The organism is Paenibacillus sp. A3 (assembly GCF_001399685.1).
Classification (GTDB): domain Bacteria; phylum Bacillota; class Bacilli; order Paenibacillales; family NBRC-103111; genus Paenibacillus_G.
Genome location: NZ_JTHN01000127.1, coordinates 1 through 20,343 on the forward strand (window position 1 = coordinate 1; position 20,343 = coordinate 20,343).

General features: G+C 54.6%; 21 protein-coding genes. 3 read left to right on the forward strand and 18 right to left on the reverse strand.

Translation table 11 applies throughout. From position 1 onward, the window contains the following. The first annotated feature begins 155 nt into the window (after window positions 1-155). Window positions 156-392, forward strand: coding sequence for a hypothetical protein (locus QJ48_RS19240; protein ID WP_237762978.1), 237 nt, complete (start codon window positions 156-158; stop codon window positions 390-392). Between the two features lie 201 nt (window positions 393-593). Here QJ48_RS19240 and QJ48_RS19245 read toward each other — a convergent pair whose 3' ends face one another. From QJ48_RS19245 to QJ48_RS19270, 6 genes are all read right to left on the reverse strand, one after another. Beyond that, on the reverse strand, window positions 594-1,397 hold the full coding sequence (locus tag QJ48_RS19245) for an MBL fold metallo-hydrolase (protein WP_054975149.1): 804 nt from the start codon (window positions 1,395-1,397) through the stop codon (window positions 594-596). A 20-nt stretch (window positions 1,398-1,417) separates the two neighbouring features. Then, window positions 1,418-2,164, reverse strand: coding sequence for a two-component system regulatory protein YycI (gene yycI, locus QJ48_RS19250; protein WP_054975150.1), 747 nt, complete (start codon window positions 2,162-2,164; stop codon window positions 1,418-1,420). A 13-nt stretch (window positions 2,165-2,177) separates the two neighbouring features. After that, window positions 2,178-3,461 (reverse strand): YycH family regulatory protein, encoded by a 1,284-nt coding sequence (locus QJ48_RS19255; RefSeq protein ID WP_054975151.1) that lies wholly within the window; start codon window positions 3,459-3,461, stop codon window positions 2,178-2,180. Then, window positions 3,458-5,302 carry a cell wall metabolism sensor histidine kinase WalK gene (walK, locus tag QJ48_RS19260; protein WP_054975152.1) on the reverse strand — a complete coding sequence of 615 codons (1,845 nt, stop codon included), beginning with the start codon at window positions 5,300-5,302 and terminating at the stop codon, window positions 3,458-3,460. The genes QJ48_RS19255 and walK overlap by 4 nt, the downstream gene beginning before the upstream one ends. 15 nt (window positions 5,303-5,317) lie before the next feature. Continuing rightward, window positions 5,318-6,055, reverse strand: coding sequence for a response regulator YycF (gene yycF / locus QJ48_RS19265; RefSeq protein WP_054975153.1), 738 nt, complete (start codon window positions 6,053-6,055; stop codon window positions 5,318-5,320). A gap of 188 nt (window positions 6,056-6,243) precedes the next feature. Continuing rightward, window positions 6,244-7,815, reverse strand: coding sequence for a M23 family metallopeptidase (locus tag QJ48_RS19270; protein WP_054975154.1), 1,572 nt, complete (start codon window positions 7,813-7,815; stop codon window positions 6,244-6,246). A gap of 308 nt (window positions 7,816-8,123) precedes the next feature. Here QJ48_RS19270 and QJ48_RS19275 point away from each other — a divergent pair, with 308 nt between their 5' ends. Continuing rightward, window positions 8,124-8,390 carry a hypothetical protein gene (locus QJ48_RS19275; RefSeq protein ID WP_054975155.1) on the forward strand — a complete coding sequence of 89 codons (267 nt, stop codon included), beginning with the start codon at window positions 8,124-8,126 and terminating at the stop codon, window positions 8,388-8,390. Between the two features lie 281 nt (window positions 8,391-8,671). Here QJ48_RS19275 and QJ48_RS19280 read toward each other — a convergent pair whose 3' ends face one another. The 12 genes from QJ48_RS19280 to rpsF form a co-directional block, all read right to left on the reverse strand. After that, window positions 8,672-9,358 carry a hypothetical protein gene (locus QJ48_RS19280; protein ID WP_054975156.1) on the reverse strand — a complete coding sequence of 229 codons (687 nt, stop codon included), beginning with the start codon at window positions 9,356-9,358 and terminating at the stop codon, window positions 8,672-8,674. Between the two features lie 167 nt (window positions 9,359-9,525). Beyond that, window positions 9,526-10,809, reverse strand: coding sequence for an adenylosuccinate synthase (locus tag QJ48_RS19285; RefSeq protein ID WP_054975157.1), 1,284 nt, complete (start codon window positions 10,807-10,809; stop codon window positions 9,526-9,528). A 284-nt stretch (window positions 10,810-11,093) separates the two neighbouring features. Next, on the reverse strand, window positions 11,094-12,452 hold the full coding sequence (gene dnaB / locus QJ48_RS19290; protein WP_025849860.1) for a replicative DNA helicase: 1,359 nt from the start codon (window positions 12,450-12,452) through the stop codon (window positions 11,094-11,096). 117 nt (window positions 12,453-12,569) lie between these two features. Beyond that, window positions 12,570-13,013 carry a 50S ribosomal protein L9 gene (rplI, locus tag QJ48_RS19295; RefSeq protein WP_054975158.1) on the reverse strand — a complete coding sequence of 148 codons (444 nt, stop codon included), beginning with the start codon at window positions 13,011-13,013 and terminating at the stop codon, window positions 12,570-12,572. Continuing rightward, window positions 13,010-14,971, reverse strand: a complete 1,962-nt coding sequence (locus tag QJ48_RS19300) for a DHH family phosphoesterase (RefSeq protein ID WP_054975159.1) — start codon at window positions 14,969-14,971, stop codon at window positions 13,010-13,012. Before QJ48_RS19300 ends, rplI begins: the two co-directional genes overlap by 4 nt. Before the next feature lie 28 nt (window positions 14,972-14,999). Next, entirely contained in the window at window positions 15,000-15,947 is a 948-nt protein-coding gene (locus QJ48_RS19305; RefSeq protein ID WP_237762979.1) for a DUF2232 domain-containing protein, read from the reverse strand. Further along, window positions 15,944-16,255 (reverse strand): MazG-like family protein, encoded by a 312-nt coding sequence (locus QJ48_RS19310; protein WP_054975161.1) that lies wholly within the window; start codon window positions 16,253-16,255, stop codon window positions 15,944-15,946. Before QJ48_RS19310 ends, QJ48_RS19305 begins: the two co-directional genes overlap by 4 nt. Window positions 16,256-16,303: 48 nt before the next feature. Then, window positions 16,304-16,720 carry a CBS domain-containing protein gene (locus tag QJ48_RS19315; RefSeq protein ID WP_054975162.1) on the reverse strand — a complete coding sequence of 139 codons (417 nt, stop codon included), beginning with the start codon at window positions 16,718-16,720 and terminating at the stop codon, window positions 16,304-16,306. Between the two features lie 148 nt (window positions 16,721-16,868). Further along, a complete protein-coding gene (locus QJ48_RS19320; RefSeq protein ID WP_054975163.1) occupies window positions 16,869-18,581 on the reverse strand; it encodes a DUF4091 domain-containing protein in 1,713 nt (570 codons plus the stop codon). A 112-nt stretch (window positions 18,582-18,693) separates the two neighbouring features. Further along, window positions 18,694-18,975 carry a 30S ribosomal protein S18 gene (rpsR, locus tag QJ48_RS19325; RefSeq protein ID WP_010501571.1) on the reverse strand — a complete coding sequence of 94 codons (282 nt, stop codon included), beginning with the start codon at window positions 18,973-18,975 and terminating at the stop codon, window positions 18,694-18,696. A 44-nt stretch (window positions 18,976-19,019) separates the two neighbouring features. Continuing rightward, entirely contained in the window at window positions 19,020-19,502 is a 483-nt protein-coding gene (gene ssb, locus QJ48_RS19330; protein ID WP_054975164.1) for a single-stranded DNA-binding protein, read from the reverse strand. Between the two features lie 82 nt (window positions 19,503-19,584). Next, on the reverse strand, window positions 19,585-19,869 hold the full coding sequence (gene rpsF / locus QJ48_RS19335) for a 30S ribosomal protein S6 (RefSeq protein ID WP_036691811.1): 285 nt from the start codon (window positions 19,867-19,869) through the stop codon (window positions 19,585-19,587). Between the two features lie 240 nt (window positions 19,870-20,109). On the opposite strand from rpsF, the gene QJ48_RS19340 reads away from it, so the two are divergent. Continuing rightward, window positions 20,110-20,292, forward strand: a complete 183-nt coding sequence (locus QJ48_RS19340) for a YjzC family protein (RefSeq protein WP_025849852.1) — start codon at window positions 20,110-20,112, stop codon at window positions 20,290-20,292. Window positions 20,293-20,343 lie beyond the last annotated feature (51 nt).

Consider the following 20,343-nt stretch of genomic DNA (forward strand, 5'->3'; position numbering starts at 1 on the left):
GTTCCATCCCACCCCGCACCCCACACGAGGCCGAAAAATCTGCTATATCCATTGTACCTTAAAATCTGGCAATCTCAAAAACTAAAAAAGAGGAATGATTTCCCTAAAGCTAGACTAGAATAAAAACATAGCCTGCACCCAATCAAGGAAGGAAGATGGAGATGTCGAACCGCCGCATATCGTCCCATCTGGATGAAGTCGCTTGGATCGCCAAGCTCGCGGACCTCAAGGAAGACCATTACCGAAACTCCCTTTTACTGGGAGCCATTCTCGAGCTGCTGCTGGAAAAAGGGCTGCTCACCGCACAAGAATTAGCCGCCAAAATCCACACGCTGGAGGCGTCCGATCAGTCCACACTACCGACCGGCATTGGCAGTCGTCACCGACATTAAGGCCGTACGCCGCGGATCGCCGAAAAACAGAGCTTTCCCAGCACGCTATCAGCAAGCTTCACTTGAGTCGCGTCAAAGCCGCTCCTGCGATTCACCATGCGCCATCCTGCTCAGACCGCTTATGTACAGCGCTTAATCCGACCCGATCCTTATTTGCGGCTCCAAAAGCATTCTATCCCCGCTCCCTTGTCCCGGGAACGGCTAATCGTCCTTCAACACGTCCCACTCCGTCGCCCGGTCATGATACGTGTCCATCAGCTTGGCGCGGTGATCGTCCGGAGCGAGCCGCTCCTCTACCATACTATTCACGGTCAGCCTGGCTAAATCCATCAGGTTATGGTCCCGGCTGAGATGCGCGAGATACACCCGCTTCGTCTTCGCCGTCATCACGTCGACGAGGCCGATCCCGGCCGCTTCGTTGGACAAGTGGCCGACATCGCTCAAGATACGCCGCTTGATGTTCCACGGATACCGGCCCATCCGCAGCATCTCGATATCGTGATTGGACTCCAGGACGAGCACGTCGCTGTCCTGAATTTTCTCCTTCACCTTGGAGCTCATGTAGCCGAGATCCGTCGCTACGCTCAGCTTTTCTTCCTCGTGATAAAAGCAATAGCCGACCGGCTCGGCCGCATCGTGCGAAATGCCGTACGATTCCACCTGCAGCGAGCCGAATTCGAGCATTTCCCCCGTCTTCATCACGCAGCGGTTCTCCTCCGCAATCTCGCCGATTTGCCGGTCGAGCTCGGCCCATGTCTTCTCATTGGCATAGACGGGCAAGTCGTATTTGCGCGCAACCGCGCCCAGCCCTTTAATATGATCGGCATGCTCGTGCGTCACCACAATCGCATCCAACTCGCTGGCCGACATGCCCCGTTCCTTCAACAGCTGATCTATCTTTTTCGCGCTGAGCCCGGCGTCGATCAGCACTTTGCCCTCCTCCGTCGCAACGACCGTGGCGTTGCCCGTCGAGCCGCTGCCCAGCACACAAAACCGTATCCCCATGTTCAAAACTCCTTAGCCGCTTACTTTTTGCTCTTCTGCGGCCCTTCCACCGCACCGTTCAAAGCATGAACGTAGTACACGTCTCCGTCTGCATTCCCCAGCGACACCCGCCAGGACGGCCACATATTCAGCGTCTGCGAATTGTACACCTGTCCGTGATACCCGAGCCGTACGCTCGTAATGACCGCTCCCGACGGCAGATAGTTCTCGATCAGACTCCGCAAAGCGATGTAGGCGGTAATGACCTTCTGTTCCTTCTGCTGCCCGTCGGACTGCACTTCCACATAACCTTGCTGGTAGGAGGTGACTTGCCCGTTTTTCTCGAACAGTCTCAACTGCACGTCGAACATCGGAAGCGTGCCGTACAACTGGTGGAACACATAAGTACCGCCAAGACTCGTCATCGGATCGAATTGGTACGACTCGATCTTCGGAATCCCCGTTCTCGCCAAGAGCTCCCGGAACGAGCCCTTACTGATCAACGGATCGAATTTGAACGGCGCCGCCAGCGGCACCGCCTTCTCCGGATTGAAGTTATCGTCGAACCGGACGACAATCTCCCGCAGCTTCGGCACATCCTTCGGAATATCCGGCGGCACTTGTATATTTTTGCTCTTCGACAGCCTTTGAATCTCCTCCGCCGCTCCGATCGCGTTCGCTTCCAGATCGAGAAGGTCCGCACGGCTGGACCACAGCTGGATGCCGAGCACCACGTTCAGCAGCAGGAAGGACAATATCAATATCGTTTTAGCCCGTCCCCATTCCACGCCGGCATCCTCCTTAGTCCAAAAATTCGTACGTGCCGTCTTGAAGCTCGGCCACCCAAGCCGGAACAAGCATCATCGCCTGCTCCGTCACGACCATACGGTAAGCCGGGAAGATCGAATACACCCGCTCCTTTTTAGCGAATGCAGCCAGCTTCTGCTCCAGCGGCTCTCCGCCCGCCAGCTGCACCTCGGTACGGACGGCGCTTCGGAAATCGGGAGTCATCAGCGAACGCTCGTAGCTGGCTACGATGCCCTTTTGCAACGAAATTCTCATAAAACCCGTATTCTCGTTCCGCGTATTGATGACCGGATACGAATCATAGTACTGCCGGAACACATACTGCTGATTGCCCGGCAGCAGCCGCTGCGGCACCTTTTGCACCCCGTACTTGCCGTTCCATCCCCCATGCTGGTTGATGAACTGCACGGCCGACAACAGGCTCTCGCGCAAATCGACCTTGCTGCTCTCCGTCGCGGCCACCGGATCGGTATACGTCATCCAGTGCTGCTCGTTTCTCAGCTTCAGCCCGCGTTTCCCGTCCGTGTAAATCTCCGAGCCGTCCCGCTCCGTCACATTGCGCGTCAGCGTCGGATCGACAAAAAACGTGCGCTTCAATTGATCCGCCGTAAACTGCGTGTACGTCATCTTAAAGCTCGGGATCGCCAGCGGCTTCATCGGCAAATAATAGTCCCCGGCCATCGGCTTGTAAGGGGTGAACGTTTCGTCCGCCTGCACGAACTTCTCGATGTCCTTCACCGTAAAATCGGCTTTGATCGCTTCGTATACCGTATTCGCCGTATCTGTAAACAGAATCGCTCTGACCTCGTTCGTATCCTTGGCAAAAATCCAAATGCGAGTAATCAGGTCGTTCTCGCCCTGCAGATCGCCCTTCAGCTGCATGACCTCCTGGAGAACGTTCATCGGCAGCCCGTCGCGGAACCGGATCTCGACTCCCTGCTGCTTATTCCGTGCATCGTCCCAGTTAATGCCGAGCGAAGTGACGCTCGTCTTCCGGAACCCTTCCAAAAACCGCTGCTTCAAAATCTCCATCACTTCATTGTACTTCACGGTATTCGGGTAGAGCACCGTATGCTGCTGATTGCCCAGGTGCAGCACCAGTTGGTCCGGAAACAGCATATCCTTCAGGGAAGCATGGGTACCGAGGATGTCGGTTTTCACGTATTCCTCCGGTTTGACCGGGTCGAATTTCGGGTAGCTGTAAGCCAGCAGGTAGCTTTGCAGCAGACTGAGCAGCACCAGCAGCGTCAGCGCGGCGGTTTTCAGTTTCTCGATCATACGGCCGCCTCCTCCTGTTGATACGGCAGCGTGAACGTCACCCGCGTCCCTTGCCCGAGCTCCGACTCCAATTGAATGGTGCCGCCGTGCGCCTTCACTATTTCCCGGGCAATCGACAAGCCAAGTCCGGTCCCGCCCATACTGCGGGAACGGGCTTTATCTACCCGGTAGAAGCGTTCGAAGATCCGGCTCAAATCTTTGCGCGGAATCCCGATGCCGTTATCCTGAACGGAAATTTCCAGCACGGAGGATTCTCTCCGGCCCGCGTGAATGCGGATATGTCCGCCCTCCGGCGTATATTTGATCGCATTAGAGACCAGGTTGTCGAGCACTTGGTCGATCCGGTCGCGGTCCAGCATAATTTCGTCTACGTGCTTCTCGACGTCGATTTCAATGGCGATCATGCGCTGCTCCAGTTGAAAAGAGAAACGGTCCGCCACTTCCTCAAGCATCTCGGTTACATCCGTCGTTTCCTTGCTGATAATCGCCTGCTTCGAATCGAGTCGGGACAACTGCAGCAGGTCCGTGACGAGCCGGATCATCCGCTCCGTTTCGTTCCTTGCGACATTGACAAACTTGCCCGCAAGCTGCGGCTCTTCCAGGGCCCCGTCCTCCAGCGCTTCGAGATAGCTCTTGATCGTCGTAAGCGGCGTCCGCAGCTCGTGCGATACGTTCGCTACGAATTCCCGGCGCGCTTGTTCGAGCTTCTCCTGTCCGGTGACATCCTGCAGCACCGCAATCGTCCCGGCGGAGCCTTTGCCCTTGCTGTGAATCGTCGTATACGTCACTTTGACGAACAGCGGCTCTTCCTCGGCCTCATGATACAGATGCAGCATCGTCGAATGATCTTCCGTGCCTTCCAGCACCTGCATCTTCTCCTGTGGCATCCCGAGCAGTTCGCCAAGCGGCATCCCGAGCGTCGTATCCTCGTTGACCTGCAGGATCTGCTTCGCCCGCCGATTGATCACGATGATGCGCCCATGATCGTCTGTGGCGATCAGCCCGTCGTTCATGTTGGACAAGATCGAGGCGAGCTTTTCCTTCTCCTCTTCGTTCAGCGATAACGCCTCGCGCAGCCGCTCCATCATAAAATTAAATGTATTGCCGAGCTGACCGATCTCGTCCTCGCCCATCACCCGGATTTTTTCCTCGTATTCGTACCGGCCTTCGGCTACGGCCGTAGCCTGTCTCGTAATGGCCTTAATCGGGTTTGTAATCGTAGACGACAAAATCACGCCGAGACCCGCCGTAAGCGCGAGCGCGATTAACGTACCGGAGATGAAGAAGTTGTTGATCTGGGTCAGCGTTTTGTAGACATCGTCCATCGAAGCAATGATGTATACGGCGCCGAGCACCTTGACGCCCGAGCCGATCGGCTTAGCAATAATGATTTTGCGGACGCCGTCGAAGTCGGTGAACAGACGCTGGTTATCCTTAATCCCCTGCAGCGCCCGCGTCACTTCGGTCTGCGTATTTTTACTGTTCACGACCGATTGGTTCATCGGCCTTGTCGTCGTAAGCACGACACCGTTCGCATCGATAATCTGGATTTCCGCTTTGCTCGTCGCGAAGAGGCTGTTTACAAAATCGTTCAGATCGGCATACGATTTTTTGGTCGTATCCGAGTTTTTATTTTCCTGATTTTCCGTCAGGTATGTCTCCGCATACTGCGCAAGCAGCTGCGCCTGGGAGTTCCGGTTCTCGATAAACTCGTTCTTGAGCGACGTTTCCAGCGTCTTAATAAAATAAACCCCGATGAGCTGGAGCGCGACCAAAATCAACAGCAAATAAATAACAATCAGCTTGGCTTGAATCGATTGGAAGAAACGGATCGGTTTCATCGGCTCGGCCTCTGCTTAGTAGCCGCCGGCGCTTGCTTTCGAATTGCGCATCATGTACCCGAGTCCGCGCCGGGTAATAATATACTCCGGACGGCTCGGATCGTCCTCCAGCTTCTCGCGCAGTCTGCGGATCGTCACGTCGACCGTCCGCACATCGCCAAAATATTCGAAGCCCCACACCGCTTGAAGCAGATGCTCGCGCGTCATGACTTTGCCGCTGTTCTTGGCCATGTACTGCACCAGCTCGAATTCCCGGTGCGTCAGATCGAGCGGAACGTCGTCCTTATACACGACATACATGTCCGTATCGATAAACAAGCTCTGGATGCGCAGCCCTTGCCGGGCTTCCTCTTCGTTCGGCTGCGCTTGCGCTGCCGCCGGCATCGCCGATTTCGTATGACGGCGCAAATGCGCTTTCACCCGGGCCAGCAGCTCGCGCGTGCCGAACGGCTTCGTCACGTAATCGTCGGCTCCAAGCTCCAACCCGAGCACCTTGTCAATTTCGTTATCCTTGGCCGTCAGCATGATGATCGGCGTATTCAGCTTCACGCGCACCTCCCGGCAGACGTCCATACCGTCCTTGACCGGCAGCATCAGGTCGAGCAAAATCAGGTCCGGGTCTTCGGAATAGGCAAGATCCACGGCCGCTGCACCGTCATAGGCGCAGATGACCTCGTGGCCTTCTTTTTCCAAGTTGAATTTCAATATATCCGCAATCGGCTGTTCATCGTCGACGACGAGAATTTTGGCCATGCTTCGTTCACCGCCTGTCAGAGACTCGCGTTGCATCCGTACTACGCTCCTTGCTTCGCGCCGCCGAATGTCAACGATATCCTATCCATGGTAAGCTATTCTATTATTTTACCACATCCTGAAGCAAAAAGAGACACGGAAGCCCAGGTTTCCTGCGACTTCCATGCCCCTCTATCTCTCTAAACGTCTTATTGGTTCAAATACTTGAGCGGATTTTCCGGCGTTTCGCCCTTTTGTACCTCGAAGTGCAGATGCACGCCTGTCGAATTTCCGGTGCTGCCCATATAACCGATCTTATCGCCCTTCTCGACGATCTTGCCGACGCTCGTATTGATTTGGCTCAAATGGCCATACAGCGTGCGGTAGCCGTTCATATGGTCGATGATAATGCAGTTGCCGTATCCGCTTTTCTCGCCGGCAAACACGACTTTGCCGTTATCCGACGCCATGATGTTGCGGTTGCCCGTCAAATCAACACCTTTATGGAACGCGCCCCAACGGGTGCCGAATGTGCTGGAAATCGATGCCGACAGGACCGGCCAAGCGAATTTGCCCGTTCCTTCGCCTTTGATTACTTTGGTGCCTTTCTTCACGACGGCTTTGACCGGCTGTTGAACGATCTCTTCGCTTAAGACCGTCTCCGCCTCGAGCAGGCCGTTTACTTTCGTAAGCTGAAAGGTCATTTTCTTGAGACCGTTCTTGCCGGGACTCAATACCTCGGACTCGCCGAGACGCATGTTGTCATCCTGCTTGACTTCGGTCTCGTAGGCGATCTCTTGATTTTCCACCACTTTTTCGACCGTCCGCACGGCAAGCGTCGGCTTCAGAACCGTCAAGTCGAGCTGCTGGCCGACTTTGATCATATCGTCGGTGATCGTGGGATTGTTCTGATAAATGACCTGCTTCGGTATATTCAGCTTCTGTGCGATACATGAGACGCAGTCGCCCTTCTCCACCGTATACTTCGTCGGCTGAGCATCGCCGGTTTCCAGCTTTTTGCGCAGGTCCTCCGGATTCACCAGCTGCTTCGGCTCGATCTTCACTTCCTGAAGATCGACCTTTTGCATGAAGTCCGCTTTTTGCAGCTCCGTTTGCACCGGTGTACCGGCCGCGGGCGACGCCGACAAGATGCTTACGCGCCCCGACGTCTTCTTCGTTTGCATGGATGCGATCGCATTGTTCTTGATTTGGTCCAATACCGTCTTCGCCGCTGCTTCGTCCTTCACGATCCCCATCGGCTTGCCGTCCACGATAAGCTGCACACCGACCGGGTACGAGGAGAAATAGCCGCCGAGCTTATCGAGCACGGCTTGATCCTCCGTATTGTGATTGAAAACCCTTTCAGGGGTTAATTCGAGCTTCGGTTCGGTAACGACCATCCGAAGATCGGACTCGCTCTTGGACAACTGTTCCCGCTTCTTTTGTTTATATTCCTCGACCTTGGAAGGATCGGATACGATTCCGATCAGATCTCCGTTCGCATACACCTGATAATAATCCTTCATATTGGCTTCAACCAATTCATGTCCGCTAACAACAACCGCCGCCATCAAGCCTAACGCAGAGACCGATTTAATAACCATCCATTTATGTAAAATGATTCGGTTTTTCATCCGTTCAAGCGCTGTCGCTCCCGGTACTTCCGACACCGCCGCTGGCTTTACGCTTTCATCCAAGCTATTCGACCGATCCGCAGACCTTGGAGTGCGAAGCTTGTCCAACAGGCCTTTGAGTCGATCCGCTCCTTTGAAAAATTTCATTTTCTTCTCCTTTTAAGCCGTTTTTTGCCGCATTCGAACCTCAGCTTCCCTCGGTCTTAAGACCGACGGATGCGATGCTTCTCCTGATGACACGTTTCTTCTCTCTAAGTCTATAGTCTCATGTTGTCTGGGTGTACGTTCTCAGGTTCGCTTACGATGTGCACATAAAAACACTAAAAAAAGGGACAATAACCCAAAGGGTAAAAAACTACTTTATAAATTTACCACAATAACTTTACCCATTTCAACAAAATCGTATCTTATCCCACATTTCAGCGGAGAAATTGACAGGAGTGTGAAGACAATCGATGGAAAATTTTACGGCGGCTTTCCGAAGCGAACATGACCTGCAGCAAGCCGTAGATGCGCTGCGCAAGCAGGGCGTCGTCGATCTCCAGATCGAGCCGGGTGCAGCAGAACCGCATCAGCCGATGCCAATGTCCCTTCTGGGTGGCGGACTATCTCATTTGTCAATAGCCGAAAGTCCCGGCGGCTTGCTGCAGGTCGTTGTCGAATCATCGCGAATTCGACAAGCCGAAGACACGGTGACCCGCTTCGGGGGATCGATTGAATAGAGGTAAACTGAACGAGGCAAAAATAAACGCCCTGCGTATGTCAGGGCGTTTGAGCTTGTTGAGAAACCCGCTTCGCGTATAAAATTCTCTGCATACGACGGTGGGGTATATCCCTCCAGCCGCTCTTGAAACCCGTGAATTTGATTAGAATTAGCGGTATTTTCACGGGTTTCAAAGGCGGACGTAAACTCTTACGGGATATACCCCACCTCTATTTGGCTGAGATTTTCTACTACTAGGGTTTCTCAACAGCCTGAAACGCCCTGCGTATGTCAGGGCGTTTATTTTTGAATTAAATCCATCAATTGCTTATACTCGTCAGACTTCAACGATTTTTGGAGAAGCTGCTCGATTTCCTTCAGTTCGGCGGCCGTAATGCCGTCCTCCATCAGCTTGGATATCGTCTGCATATCTTCCTGCGGCACGCGTGAGACCATCAACGAAAAGATTTTCGCCTTGTCCGCTTCGGACAACTGCTCCTTCTTCTTCGTCACTTCCTCGCTCGAGACCACGACCTTCCGTTCCTGCTCCGTGAGACTGTCCTGCTTGCCGCTCGTCTTCCCGGATTGGCGGCTCCAGACGGCGACCGCATCCTCCGGCACCCTGTAAGGGTCGTCATTCGCCTTGCCGCTGCCTGGAGTCGTCGTTTTGCCGTCCGTCTGCGTGCGTTCTTTCGTGCCGGTTTCCGAAGAGGAAGGCGTATTGCCGGTCGGAGGCACGGACACCGCCAAGTCTTTAGGCTTTGCGGGCACGCCGCTCCCGCTCCCCGCGCCAAGCCCCAGCTGCGCCGTGAAACGGCTCATGAAGGCGCCCCATTCGATCTTTTGACCGGCCGGACGCGGAATATGATATTGGTCGAGCAATAAGTCCACATAAGTATTGGCAGCGGCGAACGTCAGCGCCACACAGCAAAGCGAGGTAACCACCGCACTGACCGCCAGCTTGGCGATCCCTATCAGCCATTTCATCCCGGACAACTCCCATCTTGCCTTCTGCTACTCTATTCACAGTATGGACCTTTTTTTGGGAAACCAACCGGGGGATGTCGGGGAAAAATACAAATGCGGGCATGAAAAAACCCCTCGCCACCGTCTTTCAAGAACGGTTCGAGAGGTTGCCTATTTCATCTTCCGAATTAATAAATCGGCTTCACCAGATTCGTCTGCTCGCGGTTGCGGCCAACCGAGAAGATCGCGATCGGAATGCCTGTCAGCTCGGACACACGCTCGACGTAACGTCTGGCGTTCTCCGGCAGATCCTCAAGCTTGCGGACGCCGGTCAAGTCTTCGTTCCAGCCCGGAAGCTCTTCGTATACCGGCTTGCACTCGGCCAGCATTTTCAGGCTTGCCGGGTAATGGCTGATCGTTTCGCCGCGGTACGTATAGGCGGTGCAGATTTTGACCGTTTCCAGACCGGCGAGCACGTCGAGTGAGTTCAAGGACAAGCCCGTGATGCCGCTCACCCGGCGGGCGTGACGGACGACGACGCTGTCGAACCAGCCGACGCGGCGCGGTCTACCGGTTACCGTGCCGTACTCGTTGCCGCGCTCGCGAATCCAGTCGCCGGTTTCGTTCATCAGCTCAGTCGGGAACGGACCATCGCCTACACGCGTCGTATACGATTTGGCAACGCCGATGATTTGCTGAATTTTCGAAGGACCGACGCCCGAACCGATGCAGACGCCGCCTGCGGAAGGGTTCGACGAAGTGACGAACGGGTACGTTCCTTGGTCGATGTCGAGCATGACGCCCTGCGCCCCTTCGAACAGCACCTTCTTGCCGTCGTCGATAAGATCGTTCAAGACAACCGATGTATCGGTGACGTAAGGACGAAGCTGCTCGGCGTATCCGAGGTATTCCTGAATGATCGAGTCGGCGTCGATTCCTTTGGAACCGTACACTTGCTCGATCAGCGTGTTTTTCTCGGCGACGAGTCGGCGCACTTTGCTCTCGAATTCTTCCGCGTCCATCAGATCGGCAATCCGGATGCCGTTGCGCGCCGCTTTGTCCATATAGCAAGGGCCGATCCCTTTGCGGGTCGTGCCGATTTTGTTATCGCCTTTGCGCTCTTCTTCCAGCCCGTCGAGCAGCAAATGATACGGCATGATGACATGCGCGCGGTCACTGATACGCAGGTTTTTCGTTGTGAAGCCGTTCTCGTGAATATAGCGGATTTCTTCAAGCAACGCACCCGGATTAATAACCATCCCGTTGCCGATGACGCATACTTTATCTCCATAAAAAATGCCGGAAGGAATCATCGTCAGCTTATACTTTTTATCGTTAATGAGAATGGTGTGTCCTGCGTTGTTCCCGCCCTGATAGCGCGCGACAACCTCAGCGGACTCTGCCAGAAAATCGGTAATCTTTCCTTTTCCTTCGTCTCCCCATTGGGTTCCGACAACCACTACCGTTGACATCTTCACTACCCCCGTGAGGTGGGAAACCACCTAATATTAGCCTTTACGGTGCAACGCACCATGACTAGTTTAGCAGTTGACTAGCACAAAGTCAATAAAAACGAACAATTATAATCCATCGCCCAGCATTGTTCGGAAAACATCGACAAACCCTTCCTAACCCAAAAAAAACGGCACCTGCGCGTATTCTACCGCAGTATGCCGTCCTTTATGCTATCTTAAACCAACTTCCGCAAAAAAATGTTCCCCGTGCAACAAATCACACCCCGAGAGCTGCTAAGCCGTTAACGCGCCATCGCCATCTCCTGATGCGACCGGTCGAGATTGACGAATTTGTTGTAATTTTTGAGAAACGCCAGCTCCACCGTCCCGACCGGGCCATTCCGCTGCTTGGCGATAATGATCTCGATGATGTTCTTCTTCTCCGATTCCTTGTCATAGTAGTCGTCCCGGTACAGGAACGCCACGATATCGGCATCCTGCTCGATCGAACCGGATTCCCGAAGGTCGGACATCATCGGCCGCTTGTCCTGCCGCTGCTCTACGCCCCGGCTGAGCTGCGACAGCGCAATGACCGGCACGTCCAGCTCACGCGCGATTTGCTTCAGCGTACGCGAAATTTCCGATACTTCCTGCTGCCGGTTATCGCCTTTGCCGCGGCCGTGAATCAGCTGCAGGTAGTCGATCAGAATCATGCCGAGGCCCTTCTCCTTCTTCAGCCTGCGGCACTTCGCCCGAATGTCCGCCACCGTAACGGACGGCGAATCGTCGATGTAGATATTCGCTTCCGACAGCGATCCGATCGCCATCGTCAGCTTCTCCCAGTCATCCGGCTCCAGAAAACCCGTCCGCATCCGGCCGGCGTCCACATTTGCCTCCGCACAGATCATCCGCTGTACGAGCTGGGCCGCGCCCATCTCGAGACTGAAGATGGCCACGGTTTCCTTCTCCCGCACCCCGACGTTCTGTGCAATGTTCAGTGCGAAGGCCGTTTTCCCTACCGAAGGACGCGCCGCCACAATAATAAGGTCCGAACGTTGGAACCCGGACGTCATCTTGTCGAGATCGGCAAAGCCGGAACGGACCCCCGTCGTACTCCCCTTCTGGTTGAAAAGGAACTCGACCTTGTCGAAAACCTCCATCAGCACGTCTTTGATGGCAATAAAGCCGGACCCCGAACGTGCCTGCGAAATCTCCATAATCCGCTGCTCGGCGTCGCTGAGCAGCGTTCCCACTTCGTCCTCGCCGGAATAGCCGTTCGTGACGATCTGGGTCGCGGCGCGGATCAGGCGGCGGAGCATCGACTTCTCTTCCACGATCTGCGCGTAGTAATCGACGTTGGCTGCCGTCGGCACCGCATTGGCAAGCTCCGACAAATAGCTGATGCCGCCGACTTCCTCCAGCTGCTTCTTATCCTGCAACCGGGCTGTCAGCGTGATCAAATCGACCGGCTCGTTCGCCTCCGCAATTTCGATCATCGCTTCGAAGATGCGCTGGTGCGATCCGCGGTAGAAATCGTCGCTTGTGACCCGCTCCATCGCCGTGACCAGCGCGTCGCCGTCAAGCAAAATAGCGCCGAGCACCGCCTGCTCGGCTTCCAAATTTTGCGGAGGGATGCGATCCATAAACAAACTCTCGTTCATCCGTTATCCTCCCCACTGGATACTGCCTTATAACGACGCAGGAGCCGGCTGCCTTTCACCGCCCGCTCCTGCACTGTCATTTCCCCAAAATACCGTATATTCATCGGTCCAGCCGATCTATTCTTCCACCACGTGAACCTTCAGCTTGGCGGTCACTTCCGGATGCAGCTTGACGACCACCTCGGTCACGCCGAGCGTGCGGATCGGCTCATCCATCACGATTTTGCGCTTATCCAGCTTGATCCCCTGCTTCTCCAGCGCTTCCGCTACCTGCTTGTTCGATACGGCACCGAATAACCGGCCGTCCGCTCCGGATTTTGCTTTCAGCTGAACCGTCAGCTCGCCGAGCTTCTTGCCGAGCTCCTGCGCGTCCGCTTTCTCCTGCGCTTTTTTACGATCCTCGGCCTTCTTCTGCTGCTCCAGCGTCTTCATCGCCGAATCGCTGGCCGGCGCGGCCAACTGCTGTTTAAATAAGAAATTCGTCGCGTAGCCCTCGGAAACCTCTTTCACTTCGCCTTTCTTTCCTTGGCCTTTGACGTCCTTCAACAAAATGACTTTCATTCGAACAACCCCTCCTCCGCATGAATCTCGCTAAGTATCTGCTTTAACCGCTGCGTGGCTTCTGCAAGCGTACCTTCCAATTGCGTAGCCGCATTGGTCAAATGGCCGCCGCCGCCCATCCGCTCCATCACGACCTGAACGTTCATTTCGCCGAGCGACCGCGCGCTGATGCCGATCAGACCGTCCGGCCGTTCGCTGATGACGAACGACGCCATAATTCCTGTCATAGTTAACAATGTATCAGCAACTTGGGCAATGAGCAACTGTGAATATTTACGTCCCGGCTCGTTCACCGCAAGCGCAATATGGTCGAAGATCACGACGGCGTTCTTGATCACGTCCGCCTTCTGAATGTAATGCTCCAGATCTTCCTTCAGCAATCGCTGGATTAACGAAGAATCGGCCCCGCTTCGTCGCAGGAACGACGCGGCTTCGAACGTCCGCGCGCCCGTACGCAGGCTGAAGCTTCTCGTATCGACCACGATGCCGGACAGCAGCGCCGTCGCCTCCAGCACGCCCATCGTCAGCCGCTCGTGGAAATATTGCAGCAGCTCCGTCACCAGCTCGCAGGTGGACGAAGCGTACGGCTCCATATAGACGAGCGTGGCATCGTGGATGAAGTCCTCGCTGCGTCGGTGATGGTCAACCACCACTTTGCGCGGCGTGAGCTGCAGCAGCCGCGGCTCCGGCGTCATCGAGGCCCGATGCGTATCGACAATGACCGCTAGCGTGCGCGAATTCGTAATCTGCATCGCCTGATCCGGCGTAATGAACCACCGGTTCAGCTTATCGTCCTCGTATACCGTCTCCATCAGCTTCTGGATGGACGGGTTGACCCCTTCCAGCACGATATAGCCTTCCTTGTTGCTCACATGCGCCATCTTGAGCACCCCGATGGCCGCGCCGATCGCATCCATGTCCGGCATCCGGTGTCCCATGATGACGACCTTGTCGCAATCCTTGATCAAGTCCCGCAGCGCATGGGAAATGACTCTGGCCCTAACCCGAGTCCGCTTCTCGATCGCATTCGTCCGGCCGCCGTAGAACGACAGCCGCTCCCCAACCTTCACAGCCGCCTGATCGCCCCCGCGCCCGAGCGCCATATCCAAGCTCGTCTGCGCCCAATGGCCAAGCTCGGTGAGCGACGACGTGCCGGAGGCGATACCGATACTCAGGGTCATCGGCAGCTTGTTCTCGATCGTGATGTCCCGCACCTCGTCGAGAATCTCAAAGCGCGACTGCTCGAGCGCCTTCAGCCCTTTTTGGTCCATCATGACCAAATAACGGTCCGACGCCGTCCGGCGCAAGTACATTTGATGCTTTTGCGCCCATTCGGTGATCTCGCCCGTCACTTTAGCCATCATAATGCTGCGCGTCTGGTCGTCCAGCCCCTGCGTCGCCTCGTCAAGATTGTCCATCATGACGATGCCGACCGCCAGCTTCTCTTCCTCATAGCGGAGCTGCAGCGATTTCAGCGCCGTAACATCCGTAAAATAAAGCAGCCGCTCATCCGGGCGGACCTGCACTTCATAAATCTGCTTGTCGATCGTCATCTCAAGCTTAAGCTCTTTGTCCTTGCGGGTTTTGAGCACGGGAAACATCTCGTTGACCGACTCGCCGATCAGCGAATCTTTGCCCAGCATTTTTGCGACGAACGGGTTGTGCCATTCGATGATCTTATCCTCGTTATACAAGAGAATCCCCAGCGGCAGCTCGTGGATGACCTCGCTCCCCGCCCGCTTGACCCGATGGGACAACGTGCTGACGTATTCGTTCAATTCCTTACGGAACGCCTGTTCCGCCTGCAAGGTGTAGTACCCCAGAATGCCGCACAGAACCAGCGCGATCACGCTGATGATCCACGAGTACAAGAAAAGAATGAGGATCAGCACCGTGAGCAGCGCAAAAATCCATACGATATGCATTCCGTGCCAACGCTTCAACAGGAACTTCGGCATTTCATTCGCTCCTAATCCCTAAGATAAGTCATTTGCTGGTCATTCGGTCGCGGATCGGAAAGGCTACGTCGAAGACGCCCAGCAAGCTGAACATAAAGTAAGCCGGCGGGAAGAATAGCAGAAGAAGAATGCCCACAATCGTGCCCACAATCGGCAGCGCTTTGTGCCATCGTTTCACATGCGCAACATAAAATAAAAAAGCCATCGCCTGAACCGCAAACGCCGTCAGCAGCAGCGGAAGCAGGTTGAGAAGCACGGTGAAGATCATCGATCTCGAATCCTTCACGAACATCTCCAGGATAAGTGCAAGCAGATACAGCCATACGAACGATTTGGGCAGCATCCAATCCTTAATCGGTTTAAACGCCGGAATCGACTCGCCCGAGCGTACCAGCACCTTGCGCGCCAGCCAGTGCGAGATGACGACGTAGAACAGCGAAAAGCCGATCATATACAGCGGCAGCATCTGTACCATTAGCTGCACAAAAGTGTCCATATCGATGGCCATGATGCTCTGCAGCTGGGCCGGCATCGTCTGCACGCTCTCCATCATAAACCGTTTCATGCTGCCGACCGGATTCAGGCCGAACATGGAGCAGACGACCAGAGTGAGCAGCAGCTCGCCAAGCAAGGTAAGCGTTCCTGCTGTAATCACCGTTCGCGCCGCGGCCCGCTTTTTGTACAGATTGCCCATTTGAATGACCGGCGGCAGGAAAAAGATCGATACCGAGACGAGCAGCGCCCCGAGCCATCCGGCCAGCAGCGAGGCGACGAAATATACGACAGCCAGGCTAACGATGTAATGAACCAAAAACCGGCGGGTTCCGAGCTTCACATACATGATCAGCACCGGCACCATCAGCAGAGCGGCCGTAATCAAGCTCAGCGGCGGCAAAAAGATCGATAAAAGCAAAAAGATATACGCAATGCTCCACCCGAGCATACGCGGTTTTTGGGTTCCTTCCAAGCAGTTCACCTCTTACGCAAATGATCTTCCACAGCGGATATATCGCCATACCATTCTTCCAGCTGATGTCCTTCTTCGCGGTGCTTTTTCATTTTATCCAATACCGCCTCGTCCAAACTGCGCGAAGAGATGCCAAGCCGTCGTCCCAGAATATAACAGCAGGCAATAAGGCTGGACAGCCCGTCAACGATTTTGGCATGGCTGCCTTCCCACATGCCCTTCAGCAGATGAGCCAGCTGATCGACCAGTTCGGTTTTGAGCCATTCGATGATTTTGACCCGTTTCGCCAAATCGACGTCACGATCCAGATTGGACATGGCCGCTTCTCCCCTTACCCAGACGCTTTCGTTAATTATAACACATTTTTACACCTTTTGTTCCGACTGCCACAGCTTGAAGCAATAATCGATGATTTCGCGGCGGCGGATAATGCCGATGAATACCTCGTTGTCGTCGAGTACCGGTACGAAGTTCTGGTTGGTGGCCAGCGTGATCAGATCCTGCATCTGCTGGTTAATTCTCACCGGATGGATCGTCATATGCTGCGGCACGTCTTTGAGCTGCACCTTATGCGCATTCTCGAAGCCGATCTCCGGCGAATGCTTCAGCTTCCAGAGCAAGTCCCCTTCCGTAATCGTGCCGACATACTTGCCGTGATCGTCCACGAGCGGAACAGCCGAATACCGGTGATATTCCATGCGCTCCAGCGCTTGACGCATCGTATGATGAGGGGAAAAATAAATGACATCGTCCTTCGGGACAAGGAAAAATGCAATATTCAACGGATCTCCCTACTTTCCTCTTACTTGACCCCCGAGGCGGGCGGTCCTCCCTTCCATCATATCATGATACGAGCCCCGAAGAAAAATCGTACCGGACGCGCCGGGATAAGCAAAAACCACAAGCCTTTGAGCCTGTGGTTGGCGCCATTTACATGTAAAGCTGATCGTAATCCTCCGGATGAAAACTGTATAATTGCTCTGCCGTTTTTCCCGAACCGGGACATAATTGCGCCGGATGATCGAACTTGAAAACGCGCTGCAGCGCCTGTTCCACGCGCTCCTCAAGCCCGCTTCGCTTGAGCAGCTGCATATACTCGAAATCCCGGATCCCCCGCTGCAGCCATTTGTACCGAAGCGACAGCAGCGGTCGGCCCCCTTTGCCGGGATAGACGAAGTTCGTGTCTCCCGCCTTCCACAGCAATGGCCGGTAAGACAGCTTTTCGAGCGGATCGTCCGGCCAAACCGTATAATTCCACCGCAAAAAGCCGTCCATCTGCAGTCTCTCCGCCAACCAAGGGATGACCCTCGATTCGATCGCCGGCGAGCTGATAAACGTATTCGGCTTGTCCGGCACGCAGCAGACGTAATACATCATCCGTCCTTTGGCCTCCGACCGCACCTGCATCAGCTGCTCGAACTCGCCTGCCGCGCAGTCCAGAATCGGCACATAATCGACGATGCCTTGGACCCCTTTGCGAATAAATTCGCTTTGATGAATCGCCGCCTTGTATTGGAAAGAAGGCGCCATTTCCCGAAGACACGCCATCCGCTTGCCGAACAACTCGAAATCCTCCGGCTCGTCGGCCACGACCCGAACCCGATCGATCCATCCTTTCTCGATAAAATGCCGCTCAAGCGCCTGCACATAAGCCGCAAGCTCCTTTTTATCGCGGATGAACCTGTAGCTTCCCTCAGCTTCGTCATAATAACGAACGCGAATGGCATCAGGATAGCCCTGCACGATGCTTCCGAAGCCTTCCTCCTCGTGCTCCCAGACGTTAATCAGGCCGAAAATCTCCAGTTCCTCGCGAATGCCGTACTTCTCCCCAAGCTCGACATACCGGTCCAACCGGGAAAAATCGTACGCGAACTCGCCGGAGCGGCGCTTCACGACGGGCACGATGCTGTATTCGTTTAGATCGGACGGTTCCGCGTCGATGAACGAGCGCTGGCCGCACCATGGCTCCTCGGATACGATCAGGGTCAGCGCTTTTTGCCCGAGCTGGCCTAGGCTGTGCAGGTAGGAGTCCAGAATCGCAAAATGCTCCTCCGACCAGTACGCGACGTTGTACTTCCGGGCAATATTGCAATTATGCTGCCACAGATCCAAGTAAAACGAATATTCCCGCGGGTCCGGCAGCGCGCGGTCGCCGATCGTCAAGCTGAATGTCAGCTCCCGCTCCAGCACCTCGTCCTCGAACATCGAATGCGCGTAAAACCTCACCTTCCCGCTATACGTTCCGGCCGCGGCCGACTCCCCCGCATGCAGCTCGATCCAAAGCGGTTGAATTTTCCGCTTCTGCACATAGGCATGCCGGTCCTCCAGCAGCACATCGGACTTGAGCGTCCGATCGTCGTCTTCGATCAAGCCGATCAGCCTGACCTCTACCTCACATGGCGCGTCAGTCTCTACCTCGCAGCGTACGATCTTAATCGGGCCGCTTTTACCCAGGATCGCATCCCCGCCGACAGTGAGCAGGAACTCGTCCCGGTCCGAGCTGACCAGCGCCTGAAACGCAGCGCTATCGCGCTTCTGACAGCGAAGATCGATATGGGAAGCCGCCGCATCCTTCGCCCCTTGATTCCACCAGTTTGCGGACCATATGTATTTGTAGAACATGTTTTGCAGGCCATAATGCATCAAGGTTCATCGTCCTCCGGTTCAGATTAGGCATGCAGGATCTGAAGAGCATCTTGAAGAAAATATAGAAAAAGACAGTCGGCATAATACCAGCTGTCTTTTTCCATTCTTTCTATTCCGTTGTATAAGGCAGCAGTGCTACTTGACGCGCGCGTTTGATCGCAACGGTCAGCATACGCTGATATTTAGCGGAAGTACCTGTCACACGACGAGGAAGAATCTTGCCGCGCTCGCTGATGAATTTCTTGAGCGTTTCGATGTCTTTGTAGTCGATGTGCGTAATTTTGTTAACCGTGAAGTAGCACACTTTCCGGCGCTTGCCGCCTTTTTTGCCGCGACCGCCGAACTTTCTTTCGCCGCGCTCTTCCGGATTACGTCTCTCTCTTTGTTCCACTTGTTTTCAGTCCTTTCTACGTAGATTGTCCTACCGCTCTATCGCTAGAACGGCAAATCATCATCGGAAATGTCGATCGGTCTGCCGTCATCCTGGAAAGGATCCTGTTGTTCGCGTCCTCCGCCGTAGCTTCCGCGGTTCCCGCCGCCACTGTTGCCACCGCCGCCACCGCTCATGCCCATACCGCTTTCGTCGCGGTTTGCGCTGTTCGCGGATTCCAAGAAACGCACATTGTCCGCAATGACCTCCGTCACATAGACGCGACGGCCTTCATTGTTGTCGTAGTTGCGTACTTGAATACGGCCTTCGACTGCAGCCAAACGCCCTTTGCGAAGGTAGTTTGCGCAAGTCTCCGCAAGCTGGCGCCAAGTTACGACCGGAATGAAATCCGCTTCCCGCTGCCCTTGGTTGCTTGTGAAGGGGCGGTCTACCGCAAGCGTAAACTGGGTTACAGCTACACCTGCCGGCGTATAACGTAATTCGGGATCACGTGTCAGCCTTCCGATCAGAATTACACGATTCAACATCCGCATTCCCTCCCGGATCGTTGCAACGGCCGCGTCTTCTGACGATGCTCGTTGTCAACAAACTCAATTACGGCACGAAGCCTTAAGCTACGTCTCTAACGATCAGGTAACGAATGATTTCGTCGGAAATCTTCATTACGCGGTCAAGCTCGCTAATGACTTCATTGGTTGCGTTGAAATGAACCAACACATAATGACCGTCACGCAGCTTGTTGATCTCATACGCAAGACGGCGCTTACCCATCAGGTCGTGTTTCGTAATTTCGCCACCGTTGTTGATGATGTTTTGGAACTTCTCCACCGTAGCCTGAACAGCTTCTTGTTCCAGGTCAGGACGGATGATGTACATCACTTCGTATTTGCGCATGTTGCCACCTCCTTTTGGACTAACGGCCCCCGAGTCGGCTTGTACCGTCAGGAGCAAGGAGCGAGAATCGATAATATCCAAACTCGCACCATAATACTATAGCAAAATCGAGCACTCAACGCAAGCAAAATCCGTACGCCGCGCCCTTTTTATGCGGTGTTCTGGCAATTATTAGCCCGCATGCTTCCAAAGCCTTATGGAAAATCTAACATTACATTTAAGCACAGGAGGTGGCTTGGTGTGGGTGAATGGACTGAATTCCGTCCGGGGGACAAAGCACCGAACGACGGAGAATATAGGGAAGTCGGCGAGAATGACTTTCATATGGGCATTAACAACCCGAAGATCGTCAGATTAAACAAGGGAGATATTTTCCCGGAAACAACGAATCATAACCGCAAGTGGAAGCTGTTTCGGGGCTGACCCCTGCTCGCTCCCTTCCAAGCCATCGGCAGGGAGCCTGCTTCCTCTGGA

Coding starts and splice junctions, on each gene's coding strand:
- QJ48_RS19240 (WP_237762978.1), top strand. CDS start 156: ATGGAGATGTCGAACCGCCGCATATCGTCCCATCTGGATGAAGTCGCT.
- QJ48_RS19245 (WP_054975149.1), bottom strand. CDS start 1,397: ATGGGGATACGGTTTTGTGTGCTGGGCAGCGGCTCGACGGGCAACGCC.
- QJ48_RS19255 (WP_054975151.1), bottom strand. CDS start 3,461: ATGATCGAGAAACTGAAAACCGCCGCGCTGACGCTGCTGGTGCTGCTC.
- walK (WP_054975152.1), bottom strand. CDS start 5,302: ATGAAACCGATCCGTTTCTTCCAATCGATTCAAGCCAAGCTGATTGTT.
- yycF (WP_054975153.1), bottom strand. CDS start 6,055: ATGGCCAAAATTCTCGTCGTCGACGATGAACAGCCGATTGCGGATATA.
- QJ48_RS19270 (WP_054975154.1), bottom strand. CDS start 7,815: ATGAAATTTTTCAAAGGAGCGGATCGACTCAAAGGCCTGTTGGACAAG.
- QJ48_RS19275 (WP_054975155.1), top strand. CDS start 8,124: ATGGAAAATTTTACGGCGGCTTTCCGAAGCGAACATGACCTGCAGCAA.
- QJ48_RS19280 (WP_054975156.1), bottom strand. CDS start 9,358: ATGAAATGGCTGATAGGGATCGCCAAGCTGGCGGTCAGTGCGGTGGTT.
- QJ48_RS19285 (WP_054975157.1), bottom strand. CDS start 10,809: ATGTCAACGGTAGTGGTTGTCGGAACCCAATGGGGAGACGAAGGAAAA.
- dnaB (WP_025849860.1), bottom strand. CDS start 12,452: ATGAACGAGAGTTTGTTTATGGATCGCATCCCTCCGCAAAATTTGGAA.
- rplI (WP_054975158.1), bottom strand. CDS start 13,013: ATGAAAGTCATTTTGTTGAAGGACGTCAAAGGCCAAGGAAAGAAAGGC.
- QJ48_RS19300 (WP_054975159.1), bottom strand. CDS start 14,971: ATGCCGAAGTTCCTGTTGAAGCGTTGGCACGGAATGCATATCGTATGG.
- QJ48_RS19310 (WP_054975161.1), bottom strand. CDS start 16,255: ATGTCCAATCTGGATCGTGACGTCGATTTGGCGAAACGGGTCAAAATC.
- QJ48_RS19320 (WP_054975163.1), bottom strand. CDS start 18,581: ATGCATTATGGCCTGCAAAACATGTTCTACAAATACATATGGTCCGCA.
- ssb (WP_054975164.1), bottom strand. CDS start 19,502: ATGTTGAATCGTGTAATTCTGATCGGAAGGCTGACACGTGATCCCGAA.
- rpsF (WP_036691811.1), bottom strand. CDS start 19,869: ATGCGCAAATACGAAGTGATGTACATCATCCGTCCTGACCTGGAACAA.